21 protein-coding genes and 2 riboswitches are annotated in these 20,404 nt (G+C 43.1%); of the genes, 1 reads left to right on the top strand and 20 read right to left on the bottom strand.

Annotated features, from left to right (window positions below; genetic code table 11):
- Nucleotides 1-13: 13 nt before the first annotated feature.
- From LZT21_RS06740 to LZT21_RS06700, 9 genes are all read right to left on the bottom strand, one after another.
- On the bottom strand, nucleotides 14-1,612 hold the full coding sequence (locus LZT21_RS06740; protein ID WP_233989948.1) for a GMC family oxidoreductase: 1,599 nt from the start codon (nucleotides 1,610-1,612) through the stop codon (nucleotides 14-16).
- Entirely contained in the window at nucleotides 1,599-2,618 is a 1,020-nt protein-coding gene (locus tag LZT21_RS06735) for an ABC transporter substrate-binding protein (protein ID WP_233923565.1), read from the bottom strand. The genes LZT21_RS06740 and LZT21_RS06735 overlap by 14 nt, the downstream gene beginning before the upstream one ends.
- Nucleotides 2,619-2,648: 30 nt before the next feature.
- Entirely contained in the window at nucleotides 2,649-3,446 is a 798-nt protein-coding gene (locus LZT21_RS06730; RefSeq protein WP_233923566.1) for an ABC transporter ATP-binding protein, read from the bottom strand.
- Nucleotides 3,443-4,201 carry an ABC transporter permease gene (locus LZT21_RS06725; RefSeq protein ID WP_233923567.1) on the bottom strand — a complete coding sequence of 253 codons (759 nt, stop codon included), beginning with the start codon at nucleotides 4,199-4,201 and terminating at the stop codon, nucleotides 3,443-3,445. Before LZT21_RS06725 ends, LZT21_RS06730 begins: the two co-directional genes overlap by 4 nt.
- Nucleotides 4,202-4,342: 141 nt before the next feature.
- Nucleotides 4,343-4,894: a superoxide dismutase family protein gene (locus tag LZT21_RS06720; RefSeq protein ID WP_233989946.1), complete on the bottom strand. Its 552-nt coding sequence runs from the start codon at nucleotides 4,892-4,894 to the stop codon at nucleotides 4,343-4,345.
- A gap of 86 nt (nucleotides 4,895-4,980) precedes the next feature.
- Nucleotides 4,981-6,579, bottom strand: a complete 1,599-nt coding sequence (locus LZT21_RS06715) for a gamma-glutamyltransferase family protein (protein ID WP_233989944.1) — start codon at nucleotides 6,577-6,579, stop codon at nucleotides 4,981-4,983.
- 19 nt (nucleotides 6,580-6,598) lie between these two features.
- Nucleotides 6,599-8,044: a TRAP transporter large permease subunit gene (locus tag LZT21_RS06710; protein WP_233989942.1), complete on the bottom strand. Its 1,446-nt coding sequence runs from the start codon at nucleotides 8,042-8,044 to the stop codon at nucleotides 6,599-6,601.
- Entirely contained in the window at nucleotides 8,041-8,583 is a 543-nt protein-coding gene (locus LZT21_RS06705; protein WP_233923571.1) for a TRAP transporter small permease subunit, read from the bottom strand. The genes LZT21_RS06710 and LZT21_RS06705 overlap by 4 nt, the downstream gene beginning before the upstream one ends.
- A 12-nt stretch (nucleotides 8,584-8,595) precedes the next feature.
- Nucleotides 8,596-9,681, bottom strand: a complete 1,086-nt coding sequence (locus LZT21_RS06700; RefSeq protein ID WP_233923572.1) for a TRAP transporter substrate-binding protein — start codon at nucleotides 9,679-9,681, stop codon at nucleotides 8,596-8,598.
- A gap of 304 nt (nucleotides 9,682-9,985) precedes the next feature.
- Here LZT21_RS06700 and LZT21_RS06695 point away from each other — a divergent pair, with 304 nt between their 5' ends.
- Nucleotides 9,986-10,237, top strand: coding sequence for a hypothetical protein (locus LZT21_RS06695; RefSeq protein WP_233923573.1), 252 nt, complete (start codon nucleotides 9,986-9,988; stop codon nucleotides 10,235-10,237).
- A gap of 18 nt (nucleotides 10,238-10,255) precedes the next feature.
- Here the strand turns inward: LZT21_RS06695 and LZT21_RS06690 are convergent, their stop codons facing one another.
- The 11 genes from LZT21_RS06690 to LZT21_RS06640 all read right to left on the bottom strand — a co-directional run bounded on the left by LZT21_RS06690 (nucleotide 10,256) and on the right by LZT21_RS06640 (nucleotide 20,392).
- Nucleotides 10,256-11,404, bottom strand: a complete 1,149-nt coding sequence (locus LZT21_RS06690; RefSeq protein ID WP_233989940.1) for a hypothetical protein — start codon at nucleotides 11,402-11,404, stop codon at nucleotides 10,256-10,258.
- Between the two features lie 8 nt (nucleotides 11,405-11,412).
- Nucleotides 11,413-11,519, bottom strand: a riboswitch (glycine riboswitch).
- A 4-nt stretch (nucleotides 11,520-11,523) separates the two neighbouring features.
- Nucleotides 11,524-11,617: riboswitch (glycine riboswitch) on the bottom strand.
- Nucleotides 11,618-11,696: 79 nt separating this feature from the next.
- Complete coding sequence (locus LZT21_RS06685; protein WP_233989939.1) at nucleotides 11,697-12,641, bottom strand: ketopantoate reductase family protein; 945 nt, start codon at nucleotides 12,639-12,641, stop codon at nucleotides 11,697-11,699.
- A 24-nt stretch (nucleotides 12,642-12,665) separates the two neighbouring features.
- On the bottom strand, nucleotides 12,666-13,547 hold the full coding sequence (panB, locus tag LZT21_RS06680) for a 3-methyl-2-oxobutanoate hydroxymethyltransferase (RefSeq protein ID WP_233923576.1): 882 nt from the start codon (nucleotides 13,545-13,547) through the stop codon (nucleotides 12,666-12,668).
- Nucleotides 13,548-13,567: 20 nt separating this feature from the next.
- Entirely contained in the window at nucleotides 13,568-14,269 is a 702-nt protein-coding gene (locus tag LZT21_RS06675; protein WP_233923577.1) for an ABC transporter ATP-binding protein, read from the bottom strand.
- Nucleotides 14,262-15,023: an ABC transporter ATP-binding protein gene (locus tag LZT21_RS06670; protein ID WP_233936984.1), complete on the bottom strand. Its 762-nt coding sequence runs from the start codon at nucleotides 15,021-15,023 to the stop codon at nucleotides 14,262-14,264. The genes LZT21_RS06675 and LZT21_RS06670 overlap by 8 nt, the downstream gene beginning before the upstream one ends.
- Nucleotides 15,023-15,991, bottom strand: a complete 969-nt coding sequence (locus LZT21_RS06665; RefSeq protein WP_233923579.1) for a branched-chain amino acid ABC transporter permease — start codon at nucleotides 15,989-15,991, stop codon at nucleotides 15,023-15,025. The genes LZT21_RS06670 and LZT21_RS06665 overlap by 1 nt, the downstream gene beginning before the upstream one ends.
- Nucleotides 15,988-16,869 (bottom strand): branched-chain amino acid ABC transporter permease, encoded by an 882-nt coding sequence (locus LZT21_RS06660; RefSeq protein ID WP_233923580.1) that lies wholly within the window; start codon nucleotides 16,867-16,869, stop codon nucleotides 15,988-15,990. The genes LZT21_RS06665 and LZT21_RS06660 overlap by 4 nt, the downstream gene beginning before the upstream one ends.
- Nucleotides 16,870-16,924: 55 nt before the next feature.
- Nucleotides 16,925-18,220, bottom strand: coding sequence for an ABC transporter substrate-binding protein (locus tag LZT21_RS06655; protein ID WP_233923581.1), 1,296 nt, complete (start codon nucleotides 18,218-18,220; stop codon nucleotides 16,925-16,927).
- Between the two features lie 57 nt (nucleotides 18,221-18,277).
- A complete protein-coding gene (locus tag LZT21_RS06650) occupies nucleotides 18,278-18,961 on the bottom strand; it encodes a GntR family transcriptional regulator (protein ID WP_233923582.1) in 684 nt (227 codons plus the stop codon).
- Between the two features lie 17 nt (nucleotides 18,962-18,978).
- Nucleotides 18,979-19,548 (bottom strand): antibiotic biosynthesis monooxygenase, encoded by a 570-nt coding sequence (locus LZT21_RS06645; protein ID WP_233923583.1) that lies wholly within the window; start codon nucleotides 19,546-19,548, stop codon nucleotides 18,979-18,981.
- 4 nt (nucleotides 19,549-19,552) lie between these two features.
- The gene (locus tag LZT21_RS06640; RefSeq protein WP_233923584.1) at nucleotides 19,553-20,392 is read right to left on the bottom strand and encodes a sterol desaturase family protein; all 840 of its coding nucleotides are present in this window, start codon (nucleotides 20,390-20,392) and stop codon (nucleotides 19,553-19,555) included.
- Nucleotides 20,393-20,404 lie beyond the last annotated feature (12 nt).

The raw sequence follows: 20,404 nt of genomic DNA, 5'->3' as shown, positions 1-20,404 counted from the left end.
TAATCTATAAAACTTAGCGTCTAGCCAACATTAATGCTGCACCCTTTTCGGCAATCATAATCGTGGCGGCATTCGTATTAGCAGAAATAACAGTCGGCATAGCGGATGCATCAATAACCCTTAAATTATTAACGCCATTGACACGTAACTGAGGGTCAAGAACTGCAGAAAAATCAGATCCCATTCGGCATGTACTAGTAGGATGAAAAACGGTTCCGCCATTATTTCGAGCAAAACTTTCTAAGGGCAATTGTCCAGGTAACTTCTCCTCTTGCCAGAGATTACAAAAACTTTTCTGTCGATAAATTTCACGACTCATTTCTAGGCCAGCCACTAAAGTTTTGATATCTACGTCAGCAGTTAAGTAGTTTGAGGTAATTTTTGCTTGTTCAAAAGGATTGGTCGATTGAATCTGTAATTCTCCCCTTGATTGTGGTCTACATTGACAGACCGAAACAGTAAAACCCGCGTACTGATGCAAAGGATCGCCAGGCTTATCTACCGATAATGGCATCACATTAAATTGAATATCAGCACGATCATCTTTAGCGTGGACTGTTTTTGCAAAACCGCCAACTTGCCCTGCACCTACTGTTAAAGGCCCCTTCTGCATCAATAACCACTCAAAACCCATTTTTGCTAAACCAAAAGGATTACGTACTTGATTGTTAAGGGAAATTTTATTTTTTAACTGAACAATTGTCCGTGCTTGGTAATGGTCTTGTAAATTTTTACCAACCTCAGGAGAGTCATAAATAATCGGAATTTTATGTTGACGCAACAAATTTGCTGGGCCGACTCCCGAAAGCTGCAAAATTTGCGGGCTTTGTAAAGCACCGCCGCTTAAAATTACTTCAGCATTACAATAATAGCGGTGAATCAATCCATTACTAATGCATTCGATACCAATGGCTTGATTATTGTCAATAATGACTTTTGATACCATGGTATTAATTAGCACAGTTAATCTATTGTCGCCTTCAACTGGTCGTAAAAAAGCTTCTGCGGCGCTTGAACGCCAGCGCCCCCGAATACTAAGTTGATATTTGCCTACCCCATAATCGGTCTCGCCATTAAAGTCTGTGTTCAATGGCAATCCATACTCATGTGCCGCCTCTAGCCAAGCATGGCAAGAGGGGTCATCATTTTTTAAATTAGAAACTCCAAGCTCACCACTCTGACCATGAAAATAACTCTCTTCTCCCGAATAACGCTCAGAGCGCTTGAAAAATGGCAATACACTCTCATACCCCCAGCCAGTTGCCCCCGCACGCTCCCAGTCGTCATAATCAGCGTGCTGGCCACGAATATAAATCAACCCATTTATAGAACTTGATCCACCCAATACCCTACCGCGAGGCCAAATTAATTTTCGGTTACCAGTTTCTAATTGTGGTTCAACCGTAAATAATCGTGAGTAACGTTCATCAAAAATAGTCTTAAAATACCCTACCGGTAAATGCAGCCAAAAGCCTTTATCTTGCTTACCCGCCTCGGTTAAAAGAACAGAAAAACCAGCACGAATTAAACGATTTGCCAGCAAACATCCTGCAGACCCGGCACCAACAATAATATAGTCCCAGGTCTGGGAGGGCGCGTTAGCCTTTGACATTATCCGTAAAAAGTTTTGATTCAAAATAGGTTTTAGCAGGAATAGGATTTTGAATATTCCCAGCTCTGGCATAAAAGTCAGTTACTTGTTGTAACCAGCCTATAGCAGTACCATTTTCAATCAGTTTCTTCCACTCGGCAGCAGTATTGTATTTAGAGGCCTTAAACTGCGCTTGTAGATCGGCAAGAGGCACCTGGCTATAGTTTGCTTTTTGAATAATGGGCAGAATTTCTTCAGAGTTTTTAATCAAATCATCATTTGCAGCCGCCCAGCCTTTAATTACACTAGCACAAATTGCACGATTTTTTTCCAAATAATCTGCCCGCACTGCCCATCCACCAAGAATCGCTGATTTCGGATAATAGGCTGAGGCATCAACTAACATTTTGGCTGAAGGTACTTTATCTCGTACCAAGACATTGAATGGCACCCACAAAGCAACAGCTGGAACAGCGCCAGAAATAAATGAGGTTACAGCTACTGGCATCCCTTGATTAACAATCTCTACATCTTTAGCAGGATCAAGGCCATTAGCGCGCAAAGCGGCATCTAAAAATACATGGGCCGTAGTTCCAATGGTGGTCGCTATTTTTTTACCTTTTAGGTCAGCCCAATCTTTAATGCCTTGATCTTGCCGAACCCAAAGCTGAGCAGTAGCAAATTCAATATTGTTAATAATGAACGCCTTACCTTGTCCACGAGCTGGGAAATTAGAAATAACCGCCCCCGTACTCAGCATATCTAGACTTCCGCCAATCATGGCATTAAATAAATCTAAACCAGTATTAAATTTATAGGGATCAAATTCAATTCCCTCCTTGGCCCACTGTCCACGATGCACACCAGTCCATAGTTGACCTGTGACTGCAAGGGTATCAACATAGCCAACTTTTAACTTCACCTTTGATTGGGCAATAGCCGGAAAACCAGTAATTGCTAATGCAGATGCAGATGCAGCACCAACTATAAATTGACGACGATTAAATTCAGAATTATTTTTTTTCACCATAATCTCCTATTAATAAAGGCTTCTAGTCTAATTGCTAGAAAGTTTTTGTTGCGCCTCATATTCTTTCATAACCAAATCTCTCAGGCGCGACTTAAGAGAAATGAATTGGGGGTCATCATGAATTGACTCATGGCGCGGATAAGGAAATGGAATTTCTATCACCTCTTTAATTTTAGCGGGACGAGCAGTTACTACAATAATTTTAGATGATAAATAAATTGCCTCATCTACAGAGTGCGTAATTAATAAAACCGTTTTACGCTCATGCTGCAAAACCTCAAGTAGTAAGTCTTGCATTTTGGCTCGGGTTTGAGCATCTAAGGCGCCAAAGGGTTCATCCATTAACAGAAATTCTGGATTCGTAGCATAGGCACGGGCAATCGCCAAACGCTGTCGCATGCCTCCTGAAAGAGTGCGGGGATAAGCTAAAGCAAAATCGGTTAAGCCCATCAACTGCAGGTATCGGCTGCATATTTCTTGATGTCGATCTTTGGGCACTTTACTATTTCGTAGAGTTAAGCCAAAGAGGATATTTTTTTCAACAGTAAGCCATGGGAAAATTCCGTACTCTTGGAAAATAACTCCACGGTTCTGAGAAGGACCATTAATTTCAACGCCATCAAGTTTTACCGTTCCTGATGTCGGCTTCACAAACCCAGCAATAATATTCATTAAAGTGGTCTTACCGCAACCCGATGGACCTACTATAGAAATAAATTCACCATCCGAGATTGAGAAAGAGATGTCATCAATAACCCGTAGCAAACCCTTGTCAACTTTAAAATCAACTGTCGCTTTTTCAAAGCGAATGCGATCCTGACTCATTGCGCTTCCACCCTATCTTGCCATTGAATTAATCGCTTAGTCAACGACCTTAAGATTAGGTCCATAGTTAAAGCCACACACCCAATTGCAATAATGCCAACATAAATAACGTCAAGCTGAAAAAATGATCCGGCACTTTGAATGAGTGCCCCTAACCCCTTTTGTGCAGCGACCAATTCAGATGCAACTAAAGTAGCCCAGGCGACTCCTAATGCCACTCGCAGTGCAGTCAAAATATGCGGCATTGTCAGCGGCACAATTACACGCGTAAATATCTCCCAGTCGGTTGCTCCAAGTGTATGGGCTACCTTAATATAAATTGGGCTAATCTGTGCAACACCCTCATACATCACAATAACGCCTGCAAAAAATGATGCATAAAATAAGATAATAATTTTGGCAGGCTCGTCAATGCCAAAGTAAACAACCACTAAAGGAATTAGGGCGATTGGGGGCAACGCGCGAAAAAAATTAATAACCGGATCTAGAAAAGTGCGGACGTCTTTATACCAGCCAATTAAAAATCCTACCGGCACCGCTAAAGCAATGCCGCTTACTACCCCCAAAAAAACCCGCTGGGTCGACATAATAATATCGCCAAGTAAGCGACCATTCTTTAATAAGTCGTAAAATTTAGCAGCCACTTCAGGCGGGCTGGGCATGAGTGAGCGATCTACCAAGCTAGCCGAGATAATGATCTGCCATAGGGCCAATAGGATAAGCCAAGGGCTCAATAAAAGAGCAAGTTGCTTCACTTTGCTATAAATTTTTGCCTCCAATTTATAATCTTATAAATCAGAATAGCATAAGAGCGCAATTCTAAACACGGCTCACATTTAAAATCTAGTTGCCCATAGCTGTCATCCCTTAATGACAGCTATGTAATTGATAAAAATTTACTTGATTAATCCACAAGCAATCCGCGGACCAGAATTTCCAGCTGGCTGAGATTTATAGTCATCAGGATCGCGATGCACTACTACAGAACGACCTAAAATTCCGGTTGCGCTGTTATCAACTGAAAACCCGGTTAACTTAGCAGAATAAGTGGCATTTCCATTGGCATCTGATTTGATATTTGGCATATCACCTGCATGGCTCATATTGCTATTTGGCATACCGTGGTCTTTGGTATCAGGATTGAAATGGCCGCCAGCACTAGTCGCATCAGGCGCAGAGCAATCTCCTTTCTCATGCACATGAAAACCTTGCTCAGCATTGGGTTTAAGTCCAGCAAATTTACCCGTAACCAAAACATCATGACCCTGCCAAATAAATAGGACTTCGCCAGTTGTAGTTGAGCCTGAACGTGGTTCTAATTTGGCAGAAGCCTGTTGTCCATTGCCATGCTTCATAGACTGACATGCACTAAGCGAGATAAGGCCAACAATCCCCAAGGCTAAGGCAAGCGTTCTCAAAGAATTCTGATTTTGATCTAATTTTTGCATGAATGGTCTCCTGAGTATTTTTAATAACCAAATTGTTGATAATTTAATCGCTAATAAACACTTTAATACAAAATCTAAATGCTTGCTTAATAGGCTGCGACCCCGCCATCACTGCGAGGATCCCAGCCCCCTCGTAATACACCTGAGGGTTCGCGCATAATGCAGCCAGCATGTCCTACAGTTTCATCAAAATCATTGAGTAGCTCAATTTCATGACCAAGAGCAGCAAGGTCGCTAATGACTTGTGAATCAAAGCGTGACTCCAGCTTCAGGCTATCGCTAGTTTGACCCCATGTTCTTCCCAATAACCAACGTGGCCGACTAATCGCAGCTTGTGGATCTAGACCATAAACTGCTGTTCGAGTAAAGACTGCACATTGGGTTTGTGGCTGTCCATCTCCCCCCATCGTGCCATAAACCATGGTACGACCATCCTTAAAAAGTGCTAAAGCAGGATTTAAAGTATGGAAGGGTTTACGTAAAGGCTCTAAGGCATTTAGTGAAGCAGGATTTAACGAAAAACTACAACCACGGTTTTGCCAATTAATTCCTGAGGTTGGTAATACAATGCCAGCACCAAACTCGTGATAAATACTCTGAATAAAAGAAACAGCACAACCTTGTTTATCCACAACGCCCATCCAAATGGTATCAGCCGGACCTTTGCCCTGCCCCCAGGGCAATGCTTTATTGAGATCAATTGCATCCGCGAGTTTTTGCAAAAATGCAGGTTTTAAAAAATCTTGGGAATCGCAATGCATATAAGCAGGATCAGTAATAAATTGATCACGAATTTTAAAAGCTTGCTTGGTTGCTTCAACGCAAAGATGCACATACTCAGCGCTATCTAGTTTGAAACGCTGTAAATCTAAACGATCAAGAATTCCCAAAATCATCAGTGAAACAACGCCTTGAGTGGGTGGTGTCATGTTGTACACACTGCCCAAGCTATGCGTCAATCGCAATGGATCTATTAACTTGGCTTCGTGCCGATGCAAATCTGAAAGCCGAATTGGGCTACCCAGAGTTTGTAACTCTTGAGCGATGACGTTAGCAAGAGCGCCGCGGTAATACTCTTCAGTGCCATATTGTGCAATTCTGTGCAGCGTCTTTGCTAGACGGGCCTGCTTAAAAATGCTGCCAGTCTTTGGGTTTTGGCCAGCCACCAAAAAGGTTTCTGCAAAACCTGGCTGAGGTTCTAACTCTTTAAGCTTCTTGGCCGTTAGACTCGATTGACTATGCGTTACAGGAATTCCGTTTTCAGCATAATAAATACCGTCAGCTAAAAGGCGAGTTAACGGTAATTTTCCCCCCAGGTACTTTTGTGATAATCGCTGCGCAGCACCCCATCCAGAAATCGTACCAGCCACTGTGTTCGCTGCTAATGGGCCGCGAAATGGAATCGCCTCTGTAATGCCTTGATCGAAATACCATTGCCTTGAAGCTAGGCTCGCGGCAGCGCCACAAGCATCGATACCACCGATGGCTTTACCAGGAGCATGAATAAGCCAAAAAGAGTCGCCCCCAATCGAATTCATATGCGGATAAACCACGGCAATGGTTGCTGCAGCTGCAACCATTGCTTCAAGCGCATTGCCACCTTCCTTTAATACCGCTAAAGCCGATTCTGCTGCCAAGGAATGCGGTGCAACAGCCATTCCTTGCATACCCCATTTAGCTTGCATAAGTTAACTCTTTATCTGTTTACTTCAAACCCCGGAGCTGCCGTTCAATATCTGCGCTGGAATCTACGACGGGTGCCGCTGGCACAGCATTTGCAAAGGGATCAATCAATGCATCACCGCTCTCAACTGCCACCGTAGGCTTATCAACAAAATAGGTAACCACTTCTGGGAAAAAAATCAGAATGGCAACCAAAATTAATTGCAATCCTACCCAAGGTAAAGCGCCCCAATAAATATCTGAACTTTTTACCTCTTTTGAAGCTACCCCTCGTAAATAAAATAAAGCGAAACCGAAAGGCGGATGCATGAAGGAGGTTTGCATATTTGCCCCCAACAAGACGCCAAACCAGATTAAATCAATGCCTAATTTGTCTGCTACTGGCGCCAATAAGGGAATGATAATGAAAGCAATTTCGAAATAATCGAGGAAGAAGGCGAGAAAAAATACAAAGAGGTTAACCGCAATTAAGAAGCCAATTTGCCCACCAGGTAAATTTGATAAAAGATGTTCGATCCATAAATCACCATCGACCCCACGAAAAACAAGACCGAAAACAGTTGAACCAATTAAGATAAACATCACCATCGCATTAATGCGCATAGTCGATGTCATAGCTTGCCACACTAAATCTTTTTGTAAACGCTTATTCATGGCAGCCAATACCAAGGCGCCAACCGCACCCATTGCCCCACCCTCTGTCGGCGTCGCTAAACCCATCAAAATCGTACCTAAAACCAAGAAAATTAAGGCTAAGGAGGGAATAACCCCCCACATGATTCGCTTAATCAGTTTCCAGTCAATTGGCGGGCGGGCATCTATGGGAAGTGCAGGTACATCTTGGGGGCGAAAGACAGAAAGGAAAAATATAAATAAACAAAATAAGATAATTTGAATAATCGATGGACCAATTGCTCCCGCATACATATCACCCACAGATTTGCCCAATTGATCGGCAAGAATAATTAATACTAAGGAAGGCGGGATTAATTGAGTAATGGTGCCAGAAGCAGCGATCACTCCAGTAGCGACGCGAGGGTTATACCCATACCGTAGCATGATGGGCAAGGAAATTAATCCCATGGCAATAACTGAGGCCGCAACTGTGCCAGTAATTGCCCCCAACACTGCGCCAACAATAATCACTGCATAAGCCAGACCACCACGAATTGGGCCAAATAATTGACCTAATCCTTCTAATAAATCTTCAGCCAAGCGACAGCGTTCTAGTATCGCCCCCATGAAAGTAAAAAATGGAATCGATAGCAGTAAGTCATTAGAAAGAATGCCGAAAACACGATCAGGTAAGGCTTGTAAAAAAGTTGGCTGAAAAAAGTCTAACTGAATGCCAATGAAAGCAAAAAATAAGCCTACTGCGCCCAAAGAAAAAGCTGCGGGATAGCCAATCAGTAAAAAAACAATTAGGCCGCCAAACATCAATGGCGCCATTACCTCATGAGCAATCATTGCAGTGGCCTCTCATAGCGAGGATCGATTTTAATTAGGCCTTGCAAAGCGGCATACCGCTTAATAATTTCTGATAAACCTTGTAACGTTAGCAAGAAAAAGCCCAAGGTAATCATTGCCCGCGCCGGCCAACGTAACAAGCCGCCCGAATTATTAGACATTTCAGTTACTAAAATCGAGTTATAGAGCAAATCCCACGAATACCACCCAATAATCGTCGTCATTGGCAAGAGGAAAAAAATACCGCCAAAGAAATCCAACCAAAGCCGCGCTCGGTTTGGATACAGGGCATATAAAACGTCGACCCTGACGTGCTCGTTAAGCCTTAAGGTGGTAGCGGCACCGAACATCACCATGCCAATGAACATATACCACTGGACTTCTAACCAACCATTAGAGCTAACATTAAAGCCATAGCGCACTAAAGCATTGCCGGCGCTGACCAGCACTGATATCAGCACTAGCCAGCTTGCCAAAACGCCAAAGCGATCATTTAACCGATCAACAAATCCAGCGAGGCGCAACAACTGCTTAAGCATTCAATCTAGCGCTTAATTAACTGGATTAGCAAAATTAAATGATGCTAAGGTATTTTCTGCGACCCGATTCCAAAGCAATTGTTCGGCACGGAATTTTTTCCAAGGTTCATATATTTTCTTGAAGGAGGGATTTTTTGCAGCCTCTTCTTCAAACATTTCAAATGAGGCTTTTTGCGCCGCTTTCATAATGTCATTTGAATAAGCAAATAATTTAACGCCATTTTTTAGTAGACGTTGTAAGGCTGGGGGATTTTTAAAGTCATACTCAGCCATCATGTCTGCATTCGCCTCATAACAGGCGGCCTCGAGCGCAGCCTGATACATTTTGGGCAATTTTTCCCATTCTTTGATGTTGACATAAAGCGAGTACATTGAACAAGCTTCCCACCAGCCGGGATAGTAATAATTCGGCGCAATTTTATAAAAACCTAGCTTTTCATCATCGTAAGGCCCAACCCATTCGGCCGCATCAATCACGCCCTTTTCTAACGCAGGGTAAATATCTCCACCAGCGATTTGCTGGGGAATTGCCCCAAGTCGTGCCATCACTTCGCCACCAAGACCCGCAATTCGAATCTTCAGTCCCTTTAAGTCGGCTACGGTATTAACGGGTTTACGAAACCAACCACCCATTTGGGTTCCAGTATTGCCCGCTGGAAATGAAATAATGTTGTAACTGCTAAGAAATTCACGTTGTAATTTTAAGCCACCGCCCCAATACATCCAGGCATTTTGCTGCCGTTGGTTCATGCCAAATGGCACAGTAGTATCAAACGCAAAAGTCTTATTCTTACCAACAAAATAATAGCCTGCGGTATGGGTACATTCAACCGTGCCCTGCTGCACTGCGTCAACCGTACCAAACGCAGGCACAATTTCACCAGCCCCAAAAGGACGAATTTGAAATTTACCCTCTGTTAGCGCAGCTACCCGCTTTGCAATCACGTCAATACCACCATAAATCGTATCTAAACTTTTTGGAAAGCTAGATGCGCAGCGCCACTTTACCTCTGGCATGGATTGGGCAATGGCTGGAGCAGCCAAAATACCTGCAGCAGCCCCTACTGAGGCTTTTCCTAAAAAGTCGCGTCGTTTCATTTTTTAATCCTTATAAGAAAAAGAATGGAGAAGTGGAATAAAGCAGCAATACCAGCAAAAGCCCAACAAAATTAACCTTTTCATTAGAACAGAACTGGGTAGAAAAATGCAGAAAAAAGCACCTTTTTGGTGAATTTCTAATTATTGGATCCACTTTGCCCAGAATCCATTTAGTGCTCTCGGTCTTGATCTGCATCAAAATAAAAAATGACATTGACCCTATCCTAGTCCTTGTCCGAACTAAAAAACGAGGCTGACGGACTAAACACTAAATTCAGGTGAATTTACTACAAAGGATTAGCGAATGAAAAAAGATTCTTGTCCATTAGATGGTGTTTGGTATCAAAAATTATGCTCAGAATTTACAACCCATAAAGCTAACGATAGTTTTGCCGCCTGTAGCCATCGTAGCGATTGTGCTCATTTAAAAGAAATTATTGAAACCGATAAAAATCAATCGGCTTGGGTCACTAAAGCAATCTTAGTTAACGGCATTCCAAACAAATTAAATACGCAAAAGAAACCGTCGCCAGACGACGATCTGGCAGACGATTAGTCTTGGTAATACTAGTTGCTAAGCCACCACCGGTAAAGCCCGATTTTTTTCTAATTGCTGATTCACTAAGTTCACAATCTGATTAACTGCCTCTGATTGCATGCCCTGTTTGGCGGCGATCGTTTGCATTAGCAAATCAACCCGTTCAATATTTTTTGCTCCCGCAAATAAAGCCCGTGCCGCCGATGAAGGGCTACCTAAACTAAGCGCTGCATTCGCATATTTTTCAAAGGGCACTAAATCTGTCTCGCTTGCCCCCAATAATAGGCAAAGTTGCCGAGCCCAGTTATAAATATTTTTTGATAGCCCAAGATCATCATGAATTGCCTCTTTAATTGGCCGCATGCCATTAGCGCCAACGCAGCGATAATTACCTGCTAATAACATGCTCCATTTTGCTAGTGGCACAAAGACTGAGTCAAATACTTTTAATTTCACTGGCAACTCAATTACTTCGGAACCTGTATCAAAGCGCACTGCCTCGATATCAGCGGCGATTTGACGTAACATTTGGGTATGAACCTCTGACTCGAAGCGCGCAGCCTTGAAGTTAGTGGGTAAGCGAACTTGTAATACATTAATAGGCTGATCTGGCGGCCTGAATGCTTGCGCATCAGGGCTACATAAAGTCATCATCGTGGGATCAAAGCCATCCCAAACACTAGGATCGGTATAACAATTACGGTAATCTGCTAGCGATAAACCAGGAATACGAGCTAAGTAAGTAAGGGGTGGCATATTCATAATAGACATCGTTGGCAACCTTGCTTCTGCCACGGCATGCAGTAATTCCCGCACGCCAGTTGCGCCATACTGTGGCTCTTGCATTGCAAGCACCACTAAATCGTAATTTGCTAAGTTGACATTATTTGGTGTAGTGGCAGAAATTTTTCCCAGCAAGCCCCGAGAATCTACCTCAACTAAGCCCTCTCTGCCTTTAATGGGAAAGCGTACTCTTGTGCCCTCACGATTTATCAGTTCCACTTCATTAGGTAGACAAACAAGAGTGGCATCATGGCCCGCTAGTGCCAATTTAGTTGCTAACAAAGAGCCATAAGAGGCGCCAAAAATGAGGACTTTATATTGATGTGCTGGTTTAACTTGCATAGCATGAAACTCCCAAGTACTTTCCGCCAAATGAATCGAGGCAAAAATGCAGCCATTCATTTACGGCTGCCGCTCCCTCTGTCCTTGGTACCTGAGAGATTCATACCTAAACATAGTTAGGTATTTGCTCCTTCGGTGCGCCCCATTTCAGTGGCGACTCTCCAGACGGCTATTTAAGTTAAGCAGTACCAGTCTTTTGGGATACCTGAGCGTTCATGGGAGTTTGCGCCTTCGGTGGAGATAAATAACCTCTCGCTCTCCTGCTTCCAAAGAAGTATATCTGATTCTAATAAATAGAAGCTTTAATATAGCTGAGATATTGCAGTGCAAAATAAATTGAGGTTAAAGCGTGTTACTTGAATTTGACCTCAATCATTTTGACCAAGGCATACAGAGCCTGATTAGCTGGGGTTAGCAAGTTATATTGAGCGCCTTTACGCACAATATAACCATTTAAAAAGTCGATCTCCGTTCTTTTTCCCCGCGCTATATCTGCCGCAGTGGATGATTTTTGCCCCGCCATAGTGCGGGCAATAATTTCATTTGCCTGAATTGCCTCAGACTTACTGATCTTGACTTTTTCACACTGCGCCACCGATAAAAACTCGTCCGTGAGGCGTTCGATTAATGCCTGAATTTCAGGTACTTGAGCCATTTGCCCATAACTGATTTGTCCAATTGCAGAAATGGCGTTATAACTACAGTTCACCAACAGCTTTAACCAAAGCTCTCTTTTAATATCAATAGAATGGGCACAGGGTACGCCGGAATTTGAAAATTGTTTAATTAATTGTGTTAAAGACTGAGCTTGCTGCTGAGTAATAGTTAAATCTGGAATAAATGAGCCAATTTGTAATTCACCACGACCATAATGTTTTACCGTATTTAAATCAGTCATTACTACTGCCACATAAACAGCGGCTGCATAAACAGGATTGGCAACTAGCGATGAAATTAATTCGGTATTACTCACTCCATTTTGCAAGCTGACAATCACTGCATTAGCAGATAAGAATGGTTTTAGAGCCTGCATCGTAGCAACGGTATCGTAAGACTTTACACAAAGTAAAATCATGTCTGCAGCAGCGATGCTCGCAAAATCAGCACTTGCTTGTAAAGCTACATTAGCTTGAAAACTTTGGCAATCCATTTGCAAACCAAAACGATTGATAGCATCCACTCGCTCGCTGCGACCAATCAGGATTAACTCATGATTACTGCGTGCCAGCATGCCGCCAAAATAACAGCCGACGGCGCCTGCTCCCACTACCGCTATTTTCTGACGATTAGCGCTCATTTAGCAGTGAAAGTGAAATCTTGGTTAATGATGCTTTCGCTTCTCTACTAGATTAAGAAACTTGTCAAATTCTTTTTCGTCCACAGAATAACTATGCTCATCATCTGGAAAGGTACCTCCCTTAACATCGGCAATGTACTCCTTAATGCCGGCAACCGCTACTTCAGTCAAATTCGCATAACGTTTAGTAAATTTCGGCTTGAAATCAGAAAATACGCCCAATAAATCATGGCATAACAAAATTTGACCGTCAGTACCAACGCCAGCACCAATTCCAATTGTTGGGATTTCTAATTGCTGTGAAATAACGCTGGCAATCTTTGCTGGCACAGCTTCAAACTCCAGCATAAAACAGCCGGCATCTTGAATTGCAAAGGCATCTTCTAAAATTTTCATGGCGGTGTCAGCTGTACGTCCCTGTACCTTAAAGCCCCCAAATACAGCTACGGTATGGGGGGTCATGCCGATATGAGAGGCGGTTGGAATACCTGCATCGACCATAGCTCGCAAAATATGTGCTTGCGATTTTCCACCTTGAGGCTTCACCGCATCTGAGCCTGCTTCCTGCATAAACCGCGTCGCATTGGTGAGCGCCCGATCAATTGTGTTGTAGCTTTGATAAGGCATACAACCCAGCAGAAAGGTATTTGGGGCGCCACGTCGAATGCCAGCAGCGTGCATCACCATCATATCCATCGACGCTGGAATCGTATTAGAGTGCCCATGCGCAATCATCGCCAAACTATCCCCAATCACAGCAACATCAACCCCCGCAGTTTCTGCCCATTTTGCTGAGGTGTAATCGGGTACAGACATATAAACCATTTTCTCACCTGTTTTTTTTGAGGCATAAATATCTTGCATGGTTCGTTTTTTTTGCTCAGGCACTGCCGTTGCTTTGTTCAACTTAATCTCCTTAATAATTACTATGCTTCGCCCTTAAGACTTAAATTAGTATGCCGTTTAGCATCATTCACGCTGCCAGAAAAAATAATTTCGCCACGCTCAATCACGTAAACACGGTCGGCATAGTCGGGAATATGAAAAGCATTGGACTCGGCCATTAAAATTGCTCGGCCTGCCTCACGAATGCTCGATAGGCCGTCACTAATAATCGGAATAATCGCAGGCGAAAGCCCCTCGAAAGGTTCGTCCAGAATTAATAACTTCGGATCAAGCGTCAGCGCTCGAGCAATTGAAAGCATCTTCCGCTCACCACCCGATAAATGATTGCCACCACGTTCGCGATACCCGTCTAGCTTAGGAAAAATACGATAGGCCATCGCAATGCGTTCAGCATTGGGCATTTTAGTTTTAATTGTCCAGGTTGACATTTCAATATTTTCAGCCACAGTTAGATCACCAAAAACTTCACTTTCTTCTGGAGAAAATCCAATCCCTAATCGGGCAATATCAAACGTCCGTTTTCCTAGAATCGATTTTTCCTCAAGCAGAATATCGCCCTCTTTTGGTTTGCGATAACCCATGATGCTATTTAGGGTAGTAGTTTTGCCTGCGCCATTTCTACCAACCAAACATACCAATTCACCGGCCTTAACTTCAAGGCTAACTTTACGCAGAATGGGGCTATTTTGAATTTCAACCGAAATCGCCTTCACCTTAAGCATGATTCACCCGTTTACCAATAATAGTTGCCTGCAGTTCAGGATCATTAAAAAACTCGTTGGGGGGTAAATCAGCTAATAATTTGCCTTCTGCCAAAGCAACGATTCGCGTTGAATACTCGGCAACTAATTCCATATCATGCTCAACCAACAGCATCGTTTTTATGCCAGCTAATTTCGCTGCAGCCATCAAGGTATCCATAATGCCGCGCTTCTCGCCTGTAGAAATACCACTCGTTGGCTCATCTAATAAAATCACCTCTGGGCTTAAAGCAAATGCGCTGGCAATATCTAGGAGCTTTTTCTCACCTTGAGACAAATAGGAAGCTTGCCAAGCCATTTTTTTGTCTAAGTTAAAAATAGCTGCCACCTCAAGCGCGCGCTCAATTAACTCCGACTTGGAGCCAACGTTTGACCAAAAGTTGTATTGCATATTACGTTGAGAAATAACGGCAGCAATAATAGTTTCTTGCACACTTAATTGCGGGAATATTTGTACTAGCTGAAAAGCACGCGCCATGCCTAATTTCGCTAAGGTGACGGGACCAACTCCAGCAATCGATTTGCCATGAAAGGCAACTTCACCATGAGTTGGCTTTAATAAACCAGTAAGCACATTAACAAAGGTAGTTTTTCCTGCCCCATTCGGGCCCACAATCGCGACAATTTCGTTTTCAAAAAATTGCAGGCTAACGTCTTGCAGTGCCTTATAAACTCCATAATGTTTTGAAACCGCCTTTGATTCTAAAATCGGCATCAGCGCCCCTCCTGCGAACGAGCCACAGACTTCTTGCCAGTCAATAAGCCCATGATTCCGCCAGGTAAAAAAACCACTAGCAGAATTAACACGATTCCCAATACCAACCGCCAATATTGAGTTTGGCTGACAATTTGATCTTTTAGCCCAATAAACGCAAATGCACCAATGATCGGGCCAAAGAAATTATTAAAGCCCCCGAAGATAGTCATAAAAACAATATTGCCCGATTGAGTCCAATAAGCCAACTCAGGATCGGCTAAGCCTACGGGCACGACTAATAAGGCGCCGCCGATTCCGCCATACACCGCCGAAATAACAAAGGAAATTAAACGAAAACGATGTACCTTTATGCCTAAATATTCGGCCTTACGGGGGTTATCACGTATGGACTGCAAATGCAGGCCGAGTGGCGAATGCACAATCCGCCACATCACCAATGCGAGGATAAGCATGACCCCAATTGAATAGTAAAAAAATGGGCCAATTAAAAAACTAGTTTTATCCATTTCACTTAAGTCAACGCCAAATAAGTTGGGGCGAATAACTTTAATGCCAGAATCCCCACCCGATAAATCATAGAACTTAAAGAGAATGGAATGGAATAACATGCCAAAAGCTAAGGTCAGCATGCCGAAAAAAATTCGTACATAGCGCACACAAAGTAGCCCAATGGGAATCGAAATAAGAAAACAAACAAGCGCCGCCCCAAGAATATTGACTTCCATGCTTTTAATGCCAAGGCGGCTCGTCAAGATGGCAACTGTATAAGCTCCTAAAGCAACATACATTGCATGACCAAAAGATAAAAGGCCGGTATAACCAAAGAGTAAATTGAAGCCCAACAAAATAATACTGTATGCCACTGCTGGCAATAACAAGGTCATGTAATAAGGGCTTAAAATCCAAGGCGAGCTACAAAGCACGGCCAAACAAATTAAGATCACCAACTTAAACTTAAGCGTCATTCAGCTGCCTTTCCATAAAGACCAGAAGGCTTAATAATTAAAACTAAAATAACTATTAAATAAATGAGGAGTAGCTCAAGCTCTGCGTAGGCATATACCGCAAACGCGCGCATTAAACCAACAATTAAAGCGCCTACCAAAGCGCCCCGCATGCTGCCTAGCCCACCAATGACTACTACTGCAAAGGCTTCGACAACAACTTCGGAGATCATATCGAGCGAAGCTGCGGAAGTCGGCACCACTAAGGCGCCACCAAGGGTGCCCAACATGGTACCCAGGGTAAAGATAGCGACATTAATCCAGACGCCGTTGACCCCAAGGGCTTCACTCATGCGGCGATTTTCTGCAGTTGCTCGCACAATACGCCCAAAATTAGTTCTTTGCAGCATCCAACCAAGTGCTAAAGCTAAGCAGATGCTTGAACCAATTACGAGAGCCTTATAAACGGGTAAGGTAGTCGAAGCAAAATTTAATTTGCCATATACCATCGAAATATTGCCCAAGGTCATAGGAGTAGCGCCCCAAAGCATCCGAATTAAGTCTTCCAAGACCAACATAATGGCAAAGGTAAGCAGCAATTGAAAGCCTTCCTCACGCTGATAAACTAAGCGCAATAGTCGCTCTATTAAAGGCCCAACCAGGCCGATGATCATGCCGGCCAATAAAATAAGTGCCAGCAAATAAGATGATGAAATGCCCTGCTGGATTGCTAGGTTAACAAAAGTAATGCCAAAATAGGCGCCTAGTGCATAAAAAGCGCCACAAGATAAGTTCACAATTTTTTGTACGCCAAAAACCAACTGCAAACCACCAGCTAATAAAAATAGTACTGCAGCATGAAAAATGCCACTTAATACGATATCGATAAATGCTGTCATAAGAGATGCTCAAAAAAAAACCGAGCCGTACTGCTACGGCCCGGTTTAGCGCGATCTAAAGAGTAATTTTTGCAGTTTCAAGCCATTGCCAAAAATCCATGCCTGGCGGCTTTTGTAATTCGCTGCTGAATTTCTTATCCACAGGATTTGTGGTTACAAAATCATACTTATTTTTATGTGTAGTTAAGCCTTGATAGAAAGTTTGTTCAGCAATATGGTCGCCCCGCATTCTGCCAGGACCGCCTAATGACTGAACCTCGATTCCTTCAATACCAGCGATAATTTCTTCAGTCTTAGGCCATGCCCCACCCTTTGTTTTAATCGCCTTTTCAGTGCCTGCTTTATATATCTGCATGGCAAAATACGCACGATCAGCTTCCCAATTTGGATAATCTTTATATTTGCTGTAATAAAACTGCACAAACTCTTTCTGCAGGGGGCTAGCATTGGGATAGTTAAAGTCTAACGTATTTAAACCAAAGACTATGCCCTCGGGAGTAAATTCTTTTTTCATCAAGGTTTGCTGAAAGCCAGCAGCAGGCATCACATATTTAATATCCCCATTGGCCAAACCTGCAGCATGCGCATTTTGCATAAATACTGGTAAGTCAGCAAATAATAAAGAAGAGAAAATTAAATCGGGCTTAGCAGCTTTTAAGGCAGCGATATTACTAGAAAGGTCCATCGTGCCCACCTTTGGCCACTGCTCTGCCACAACCTTATGGGGAATGCCAAAGCGCTTTAAAAGTGCCTGAAAGGCAGCCCAATTGTTTCGGCCATAAGAATAGTCGGGATTAATCCCTGCAATGGTGGCAAATTTACCTTTGTAATATTTAATCGCCAGTAATGAAGCCATTACCGCCTCGCACTCATTATCCGTAGAGCGGAATAAATATTTTGGTGTCGGAATAGTTTCTTTCACGCCATCTTGGGATGTGCCATCCCAATAGATGGTTAAGGCTTTCATTTCTTCAACTGTAGGGCTCATCGCCAATGAAACGCCAGACGAAACAATCCCTTGTACGCAATCTACTTTATCTTGTAAAACTAATTTGCGAAAACGTTCGGTAGTATCTTTGGCATTTGTTTCTTCTTCGACAATGAGTTCAACTTTGCGGCCGCCAATACCACCACTTTTATTAATCTTATCTACTGCAAACATTGCGCCCCGTAAGCCGCATTCGCCAATAGTGCCAGCTATACCAGCGCGTGGCGCCAAAATACCAACTTTAATTGGAGTATTTTGAGCAATTGCAGGAAAACCCCACCCCCCTGCAGCAAGCAAAGAAGTGGCGCCAATACCTTTAATGACAGACCGGCGGCTTTCATTTTGAACTAATTTCTTTTTCATTTTGTCTCCTCTTTTTATAAATTACTAAAATACCCAACTGCAACTACTTAAAATAAATTAATGATCGGGTAATACTGTTCTACGGGTGAAATCTTCAATGTAGTCAAGCAACTTATCTAATGCTTGGCCGGCAGCCTCTTCTTGCCCGGCAGCAATCTCATCTGCTAGCGTAGCGTGCAAAGCAGCAATACTAGAAATACTCACCTCCTGATGAAAATTACCAAACCAAAATCGTCGCGACATGCCGTGCAAAGTAGTCATAGCTGCTGCCGCATATTCATTTTTAGCCGCCTTAATTGTTAAGTCGTTTAATTCTTTATCAATTTTTAGAAATAAGGTATTATTTTTTTCTTTTGCAGATCTCCGAAAATCTTTTGCCAGCCTAATAAATTCAGTACGCTCATCATTGGTCGAGCGTTTAGCAGCCTTCTTGCAAATCAGTCTTTCTAATTCACGCCTGGTTTCTAGTACGCGCAATTGCTTCTGCGGGTTTAGGTCAGAAATAAAAATACCGCGTTTCGGTAAGATGGTGACCAGATGTTCACGACTTAATCTTTGCAGTGCTTCGCGAATGGGTGTTCTGCCAATTCCCAATAAAGTAGATAACTGACTTTCAGAAATGGGGGCACCGGGAGCAAGCGCCATAGTGGCAATCATCTCTTCCAGACGCCGATAAGCTTGATCAGAAAGCGATAAATCTTCCTTTGCAGCTACTGATTTTATTTTGACCAAAGTATCCATAGCATTTGAATTATTTTTTAGGCAAATTGTTGCGGGGCTTGGGCACGATCAAACATACCATAGTCACGACAAACCTCAAAATATCTGAGTTCATATTGAGTAGAGGCAGCAAATTCAACGGGTCCTGAAATGTGGTTAACCAGCCCGATACCGCGCTGTGCATCGATAACCCCTCGGAACAGTTGTAAATCATTGCCGGCGTCTAGCCTCGCTTTAAACGCGTGCTCAATTGCCGCAAAATTCCCAATCAACATCGCTACCTGTTCACGTTCTTTTATCTCGCTTTGTATAGGTGCGCCAACTTGCTGTGCGGCCACTCTTAAACGATAGTCTGCAAGTATGAGGCTACGCCCACAAACCTGAGCTCCATAGTGGTCTGGCTGGCACCGCCACTGCGCCAGAGCCAATTCATCACGCCATTGCGAAAATGAAAAAAACCAACCCGATTCCTGTAAATTTTCAAAACGCTCTACCGCCACGAAGCCGGGATTTTTTTCAACGATTGGGCGTAAGCTAGCGGCCATACTAAAGTAGGTTTCAACAGAACCCTCTTTAGGTAAGACGTCGAAAAAAACGGCCTGTACCATCTGGTTATGCGCGCAAAATTTGCTGCTCAGCAGGGGATAGAATCGGCCCTTCAAGCGTCACTTTTTCCTCCTGTACTTGGCTGTCTTGAAACTTGTTAATAATCGGTTTTAGTTTAGGGTCGAGATATGTTTCATCAAAACCATTAAAGAGAGTGCCCAGAAGACTTCTTTTAATATCAGACGTGCCTAAAAACCAATCTGCTACAGGAAAAGTGAGGTTCATATTTTTATGCATCATAATGCCTAAATTATGATGAGCGGCATGGTGGCGACGGATGGTATTTACGCATGGCATATTACGTACAAACCAATTGTCTTTTACATGGCAGCAAAAATGAAAGGTTTCGTAAAGCAAATAATGGCCAACCATGGTGATATATAAAATATATCCCACATTAGGATTAAAAATCTGCGCTGCAATATAGCCGAAAAGAGTGCCGAAAACACCCAAGACAATTAAGACTCGCCAAGGGAAAAATACAATGCGAAACTCTTGTGCGGTATCGATGGTGTAATCGTTATCAGTAAAGTACTGGTGATGCTGGCGGGTGTGACGATCATAAATGGCGCGTAAGGCAAACTTATCAATTAAACGGTGCATGACAAAAAAATGCATACCCCACTCCACAAAGTTACCTGCAATGGCAACTGGAATTACCGTTAACCAAGCCCAGCCAGGGTTAACTAATTGAGAGGCGCAATAATAAATTGCCACTAAACCTGCTAAATACATCACGCCAATATGCACGATGCCGTTATAAAACGGGCTAATAGCGCCAATATAAGCCGCGCGAAACTTCCGTTGGCGCTCATTCATGAACATGGGTTTTGCTGCTGAGCTCATTGCTTACCCTCC

Origin of the sequence: Polynucleobacter sp. IMCC 30228 (genome assembly GCF_021395205.1) — a bacterium.
In the GTDB taxonomy this organism is placed as follows: Bacteria; Pseudomonadota; Gammaproteobacteria; order Burkholderiales; family Burkholderiaceae; genus Polynucleobacter.
This window is presented reverse-complemented; position numbering and strand designations above follow the sequence as displayed.

Coding starts and splice junctions, on each gene's coding strand:
- LZT21_RS06740 (WP_233989948.1), bottom strand. CDS start 1,612: ATGTCAAAGGCTAACGCGCCCTCCCAGACCTGGGACTATATTATTGTT.
- LZT21_RS06700 (WP_233923572.1), bottom strand. CDS start 9,681: ATGAAACGACGCGACTTTTTAGGAAAAGCCTCAGTAGGGGCTGCTGCA.
- LZT21_RS06710 (WP_233989942.1), bottom strand. CDS start 8,044: ATGATTGCTCATGAGGTAATGGCGCCATTGATGTTTGGCGGCCTAATT.
- LZT21_RS06665 (WP_233923579.1), bottom strand. CDS start 15,991: ATGACGCTTAAGTTTAAGTTGGTGATCTTAATTTGTTTGGCCGTGCTT.
- LZT21_RS06675 (WP_233923577.1), bottom strand. CDS start 14,269: ATGCTTAAGGTGAAGGCGATTTCGGTTGAAATTCAAAATAGCCCCATT.
- LZT21_RS06690 (WP_233989940.1), bottom strand. CDS start 11,404: ATGAATGGCTGCATTTTTGCCTCGATTCATTTGGCGGAAAGTACTTGG.
- LZT21_RS06645 (WP_233923583.1), bottom strand. CDS start 19,548: ATGGTACAGGCCGTTTTTTTCGACGTCTTACCTAAAGAGGGTTCTGTT.
- LZT21_RS06715 (WP_233989944.1), bottom strand. CDS start 6,579: ATGCAAGCTAAATGGGGTATGCAAGGAATGGCTGTTGCACCGCATTCC.
- LZT21_RS06695 (WP_233923573.1), top strand. CDS start 9,986: ATGAAAAAAGATTCTTGTCCATTAGATGGTGTTTGGTATCAAAAATTA.
- LZT21_RS06720 (WP_233989946.1), bottom strand. CDS start 4,894: ATGCAAAAATTAGATCAAAATCAGAATTCTTTGAGAACGCTTGCCTTA.
- LZT21_RS06730 (WP_233923566.1), bottom strand. CDS start 3,446: ATGAGTCAGGATCGCATTCGCTTTGAAAAAGCGACAGTTGATTTTAAA.
- LZT21_RS06655 (WP_233923581.1), bottom strand. CDS start 18,220: ATGAAAAAGAAATTAGTTCAAAATGAAAGCCGCCGGTCTGTCATTAAA.
- LZT21_RS06685 (WP_233989939.1), bottom strand. CDS start 12,641: ATGAGCGCTAATCGTCAGAAAATAGCGGTAGTGGGAGCAGGCGCCGTC.
- LZT21_RS06660 (WP_233923580.1), bottom strand. CDS start 16,869: ATGACAGCATTTATCGATATCGTATTAAGTGGCATTTTTCATGCTGCA.
- LZT21_RS06650 (WP_233923582.1), bottom strand. CDS start 18,961: ATGGATACTTTGGTCAAAATAAAATCAGTAGCTGCAAAGGAAGATTTA.
- LZT21_RS06705 (WP_233923571.1), bottom strand. CDS start 8,583: ATGCTTAAGCAGTTGTTGCGCCTCGCTGGATTTGTTGATCGGTTAAAT.
- LZT21_RS06640 (WP_233923584.1), bottom strand. CDS start 20,392: ATGAGCTCAGCAGCAAAACCCATGTTCATGAATGAGCGCCAACGGAAG.
- LZT21_RS06670 (WP_233936984.1), bottom strand. CDS start 15,023: ATGCCGATTTTAGAATCAAAGGCGGTTTCAAAACATTATGGAGTTTAT.